Source organism: Pseudoalteromonas sp. BZA4, assembly GCF_040104395.1.
Lineage (GTDB): Bacteria > Pseudomonadota > Gammaproteobacteria > Enterobacterales > Alteromonadaceae > Pseudoalteromonas.
In genome coordinates this window covers 75,660-82,072 of the sequence record NZ_JBECOT010000015.1, presented here as the reverse complement: position 1 = coordinate 82,072, position 6,413 = coordinate 75,660, and the positions used below count along the sequence as shown (strand labels likewise).

Sequence of the window (6,413 nt, the reverse complement as noted above, 5' to 3'; positions counted from 1 at the left end):
TTTTGCCAAGTCGATGCTAATTAGGTTAAATTTTGACATGTATGGATTCCTTATTGGTAAAAGTAATTGTCCAATTTCTTTATACCGTACTCACTATATTTGGGGGAGGAGTCCATACATCTCCTACGAGATGCGAGATACGAGATGCGAGATGCGAGATGCGAGGTATTGTAGGCGTGAAATTTATTTCACGCGAAAGCCTAGCACCTAGAGCCTATCCCCTAATACCTAGCGCCTAATTTTTCAAACCCCAAACAAAAAAATGCCACCTTTCGGTGGCATTACACACGGGATTATTTCTATTTACTAGAAATGCTTTTCAAAGTTCAAGGCGGTGCGCTTTACACCCAACCTCAAACTCATAATTACTTCCAACTTTTCATCTTGTGGCCTTTAACAGCATAGAAAAGTATGAATAAATAACAAGGCAACATTACAATATAAGCCATTTGTTGTGCTTCTGCGCTTTTTACGCCGCCACTAGCTAAGCCCCAAAATAATGGACCAAACGCTCCACCGGCTATACCCATAACGAGCAGACCAGAGCCTACACTAGTTAGCTTGCCTAAACCAGATAATGCTAACGGCCAAACCGCAGGCCATACAATGGCATTAGCAAAGCCTAGCACAGCAATGAGCAATAAGGTATCAGGTAGTACCGATTTTAGGCCAAACAATGTTGATATAAATACAGTTTCATTGCTACCAGTGACTATCGCTAAGGTTAACACACAGCCCAATACCGCTGAAATAGTTAGCGCTGTTTGCTGCGATAACACTCTTGGAATAAGTAAAAAATCTCTAAAAAGTAACCTAGTACCATACAACCCATGGTGTACGATGTCATAACACTGTATTTTTCAACACCTAACGACAGCGCAAAGCTGCCAATGGTATCACCTGCGATAACCTCAACGGCTACATAAACAAAAAGTGCCACTATTCCTAATGCAAGGCTCGGATGGCTTAACGCTTCTTTTACTTGCCCTGGTTTTTGTTCATCAACGTCGTCATCAATTAACTCTGGTAATGGCATTTTAGTAACTGCAAAGCCGAGTATACCAATAAAAATAGCCATCCCTAAATACGGTAATATTAAGCCATTGGCCATGGCATCAATATCAGTTTGGCTAAGCTCTTTACCTACAAAGCCTTTAAAGTCGCTGAGTATCAGTGCAGTAAATACAATAGGTGCAACAACACCCGCACCTTTATTCAATATACCCATAATACTAACGCGAGCCGCAGCTGATTCTTCGGGGCCAATTCTTACTACATATGGGTTAACCGCTGTTTGAAGCAATGTTTGCCCAGCCCCCATAACGAGCTGCGCGAATAAAAACAGTGCAAAAACTTGCGTTTTTGCAGCAGGAATAAACAGTAAACCTGCCACCATCATGGTCGCCATACCCAGCGCCATACCGTTTTTATAACCTACCTTTCTGATGATCATCGCCGAAGGTAGAGCCGTAAAAGTCACGGCGATATAAAACGAGAAAATAATCAGCGATGCCTGAAACGGTGAAAGCTGCAAAATTTGCTGTAAAAATGGCATCAGTGAACCATTCAACCATGTAGCAAAACCCAGTATAAAAAACAGCGTGGCGACAATCGCCATAGGCACAACACTGCTTTGTTTATTCATTTCAGACATAACATTTCCCATAACAGCACAGTTCGACTCTTCGGCGCTGCTGATTCAGATGATTATATAAAAGAGATATTAAACATTTATAACACTATCGCAACAAAAATGACAGCGCTGACATATTTCTTTTAAGTGGTTTCTAGGAGCCGTCAGTTTTGAGCCGAAAGGTGTTGAATGTAAAACGCGCCAAGCAAGCGTGACGCCTACGAGGTGCGGGGTATTGTAGGCGTGAAATTTATTTCGCGCGAAAGTAATTGCACAAAGAGGAGTAAATGAGAAGAAAATGAGGAAGTAATAATAGTGCTCTTTTTCTGTAAGCGTAGCGCTCTCTTATCCTCTTTGTGAATATAAGTGGCTTAAAACAAAATATGACGCCTACGCTTTACTGTAGGCGTCACATTTATTCATCGCAAAACATTACTCACCAACAACGGTCACGCGGCTGGTTTGCTGTGCATTTAAACGGGTGCGTAGCGCAACTTTTGCATTACTATCAACTTTTACAGGCTCAGCGTAAGTTTGCCAGCTTTGGCCGTTATCTAGACTGTACTCAATGCTCAAATATGCAAATGCGCTATTGGCATATAACTTACCATCTTCAATCACACCGCCCGGTACCGGTAAATGCAGATTGATGCCATCTTTAGCTAACTTATCAAGCTCTTTTAAGCCTACAGCACTTGAGAACTCAGCCCAGTCTTTTGCTTGTTTTTTAATATCGACACTTTCACCTTCCCAATCGGCTTTATGCCATGCGCGCTCTGCCACTGACAGAATACGCGGGAAGATCATTGCTAATACTTGCTCTTCAGTCCGGATTGTTTCTGACCATACCTGACCTTGCATGCCCAGAATGTTCTCTGGCTTTTCAAGTTTAGGTAACGGGCGACCAACCAACGCTTCTAAATTAACAATTGGCTCACGGGTACGGGTGTAATCGGCATTGGCATACACGTCATCAGGCATGTAATTAAAGGCTTTTTTAGTATCTGTGTAACGAGTGGCCCAGTAATAACCACGCTCTTCAGGGCTTGCTTCGTATGGGTGGTCAAAGTACAAATGCGTACCGTGTGATAACACCACTTGATAACCGGCATTTGCTAGGCGGTATGCTCTATCGGCAACGCCCCATTCCCAAATGTTATCCCAAGTATTAACGGTAAAGGTTTTGTTAGGGAACTCATCACGTTTAAACGAGTTTTCACGGTCGTACATGATGCCATCTTCCCAAATCCCCGGAGAAATACCGCGTTTTTCAAGTAAGGTTGCAACACGTTGTGTGAAATAAGGTTTTAAATCAGCCGGGCCAGCTACACCGTTATTTGGATCGGCAAATAACGCCTGACAGATTGGCGAGCCTATCCACGAACCAGCACCGACTTCATCACCACCAATATGCAGGTTCTTTAACTGCACACCTGCTTCGCGATACATCTGCTGAAGTTCATAAGTTACTTTATCTAAAAATGCGTAGGTTGAGTCCATACACACATTCATTGAGTTATCTTTGTAGTTTTGTACGGTCATGTACACAGAGGTATCTTTTGGATCAGTAAGCAAATATTGCGTTGCTGGCCCCATATCTATGTGTTGAATTTCTTTGTTTGCAGAGCGCGTTTTAATGTTGTTTTTAGCGGCTTTCTCAGCTTCTTCTAACATGTTGTGATAACGCGCTTCCATCGCTTTGATTGAGGCACGCGCATGGCCTGGCCCTTCAACTTCTGGGATGATTTGAATGTGGCGGTCTTTCGCAAACTTTAATAGCTCAACAAACTCATCACGTTTCAGATAACCATTACCTGAGCCTGATTTAAATGGCCCTGTGCCAAGCTGAGTTAATAAGCACTCGCGCTCTTCTAAATCAAAGCAGCGATAGCCACCAACGTCGGTAAGCTCTGGTAGGCCAGGGATCTCAAGTCGCCAACCTTCATCTTCTGAAAAGTGCCAGTGTAGCTTATTCATTTTATAGCGAGCCATTTGCTCAACCAGCTTGAACATTGCTTCTTTGCCATGATAGTTACGACCATTATCGTAATGCATACCACGCCAACCATAACGCGGTGAGTCTTCAAGTTCTAACTGCGGTAAGCTGGCACTGCCTTGGCTATTTGCAGGAATGAGGTTCAATAAGCTTTGCATCGCATAAAACACACCTGCGTTATCGCTACCTACGATATTGATCACTTCATCATCAATCTCTAGGGTGTAGCTTTCTGCTTTTGCATTATTGAGTTTAGGGTCAACTTTTAAGCGAATTACTTTGTCTTTGCCGACATTGATATGATCAGGCTGTGCTTTAAGGCTAATGCCATAGTCATCTTGCAAGTCTTGCATAAACACCATAACTTCGTGTTTAAGCTGCCCTTGATAACTAATTTGCCAAGTATTGTTTAACGTTGCGCTACCTCGATTAAAATCGACTTTACGAGACTTCGGAATAATACGCTTTAAAGCATCGTCTTTACTGATCGACACCTTATCTGTGCTATTACGCTCGAAACGTACTTTTGCCGTTGCTAAAACCGATAAATCTTTTGGCTCATTGTAACGGCGTAACTGATTTTCACGGGTAAATGGCGTCACAAACTGTTTAAAGTCTTCAGTGTCGGTGTTGGCAAATACGGCTGGTTTATTCTTACCTGAAACAAAAAATGCCCGAGGCATAAAGTCACTGTAAGCTACAATCCATACTTGCGCATCAAACGGCAACGCTAAACTTTCACCTGCACCTAAACCTTTAAACGAGCTCGTTGGTACGATGCGATGAAGGTCACCATTAACGTGTTCAATGTTTAGGCCCGCAACATGCTCGGTTGAGATTTTACGAACAGAGTGAATATAAAGCTGCCAGTCGCTCTCGCCTGCAGGTAACGCCACATCAGAGCCATTGTTGAGGGTAATTTTTCCTAAAAAGCCCGCATCTTTATTACGAAAGTTATCTTCTACCGAAAACAGCAGTTCGGTACCTTTCGCAAACTGATCAACTTGCGATTGAGTTAATGCTGCACTTGCCATTAAAGGCGCAGTCGCTAGCATTACCGCGAATAGTGACTTCTTAAAATCCATTACTTTCTCCTCGTTTAAGCCCTGAGTGTACGGTATTTCTGCGTACTATTTTTCATTTTTGTTAATAATTCGTTCCTATCATATAAAAACTAAAATGACAGCGCTATCATTTTATGAAAAATAAAGGTGAGGAGTTAGCTATCAGCTATCAGGCTGACGGCTCAAACCTTAACACACAGATACTTCTCTTCTAGGTACTCATCTAACCCTTGGTGGCCGCCTTCTCGGCCTAAGCCTGACTGTTTAACGCCGCCAAATGGCGCTACGGGATTTGAGATAAGACCTTCGTTAATACCAATCATGCCGTATTCGAGTGCTTCGCTTACGCGATAAACCTGCTTGATGTTTTCACTATAAAAATATGCAGCTAAACCGTAAGGTACGTCGTTCGCAAGTTGAAGTACTTCTTCTTCATCATCAAAGGCGATTATGCTGACTACAGGGCCAAACACTTCATCATGATAGATATCCATCTCTGGGGTCACATCGGTTAAAATTAATGGTGCTTGAAAGCTACCTTCAAGCTCACTGTTATCACCGATTAACGACGCCCCTTTATCAACCGCATCTTGCACAAGCGTTTGAACTTTCTCTTTTGCTTTAGGGTAAATTAATGGGCCGATATCTACCCCGTCATCAAGACCATTGCCTACCTTTAACTCAGCCACTTTGTCTGTGAGTTTTTCGAGCACAGTTTCAAGCACTGAGCGCTGAACAAAAATTCGGTTAGCGGCAACACAGGTTTGCCCTGCGTTTCTAAATTTAGCCCCCATAAGGCCAGCAACAGCCTCATTTAAATCGGCATTATCAAAAATAATGAACGGGGCATTGCCGCCAAGCTCCATTGACGTTTGTTTAATTGTTGAGGCACACTGCGATAGTAACTGCTTACCTACACCGGTTGAGCCAGTGAATGTGAACTTACGAACACGCTCCGACTCGGTCATGATCTCACCCACCATTTTTGCGTTTTCAGAGACCACCACGTTCAGCGCACCTTTTACAAATCCGGCTTTATCAGCAAGATAGGCTAAGGCAATAGCGCACAATGGCGTATGCTCCGAAGGTTTAATCACAAAACTACAACCCGCGGCATAAGCGGGTGCCACTTTACGGGTGATCATGGCAATCGGGAAATTCCAAGGTGTAATACCAGCCACTACACCGATTGGCTGCTTTATCGTTGTTAAACGATGTTTGCTATCAGTAGCAGGAATTGTGTCACCATAACTACGCTTTGCCTCTTCACTAAACCATTTAATAAAGCCTGCACCGTATTCCACTTCGCCCAAGGCTTCTTTTAAAGGCTTACCCTGCTCTTTAGTCATTAACTCAGCAAGCTGTTGCTTGTGCTCAATAACCAACTCATACCAACGGCGCAGCGTTTCACTACGTTCGGTTGCAGTTGTTTGCTTTAGTTTGCTAAATGCCTCGTCAGCACTTTTTAAAGCCTGCTCAACTCCAGCTTCATCAATATCAGAAACCTGAGTAATCGACTCTGCGGTTGCGGGGTTATCTACACTAAAACGCTGGCTCGTAGAGTAAAAGTCACCGTCGATAAACGAATCAGAAAAAACCAAATCAGACATAGAACCTCCAAGTAAAAGCTATCAGCTATCAGCTATCAGCTATCAGCTATCAGCTATCAGCTATCAGCTATCAGCTATCAGCTATCAGCTATCAGCTATCAGCTATCAGC

At 43.1% G+C, this 6,413-nt stretch carries 2 protein-coding genes and 1 pseudogene; all 3 read right to left on the bottom strand.

The genetic code is table 11. The annotated features are described in order from the left end of the window. Positions 1–365: 365 nt before the first annotated feature. The 3 genes and pseudogenes from ABMY41_RS08820 to ABMY41_RS08810 all read right to left on the bottom strand — a co-directional run bounded on the left by ABMY41_RS08820 (position 366) and on the right by ABMY41_RS08810 (position 6,303). Positions 366–1,654 (bottom strand): annotated as a pseudogene (locus ABMY41_RS08820) (sugar MFS transporter). A gap of 411 nt (positions 1,655–2,065) precedes the next feature. Next, on the bottom strand, positions 2,066–4,714 hold the full coding sequence (locus tag ABMY41_RS08815) for a family 20 glycosylhydrolase (protein WP_349274507.1): 2,649 nt from the start codon (positions 4,712–4,714) through the stop codon (positions 2,066–2,068). Positions 4,715–4,875: 161 nt separating this feature from the next. Further along, complete coding sequence (locus tag ABMY41_RS08810) at positions 4,876–6,303, bottom strand: NAD-dependent succinate-semialdehyde dehydrogenase (RefSeq protein ID WP_349274506.1); 1,428 nt, start codon at positions 6,301–6,303, stop codon at positions 4,876–4,878. Positions 6,304–6,413: the final 110 nt, after the last annotated feature.

Excerpts from the sequence above, each read along its gene's own strand:
- ABMY41_RS08815 (WP_349274507.1), bottom strand. The coding sequence starts at position 4,714 with ATGGATTTTAAGAAGTCACTATTCGCGGTAATGCTAGCGACTGCGCCT.
- ABMY41_RS08810 (WP_349274506.1), bottom strand. The coding sequence starts at position 6,303 with ATGTCTGATTTGGTTTTTTCTGATTCGTTTATCGACGGTGACTTTTAC.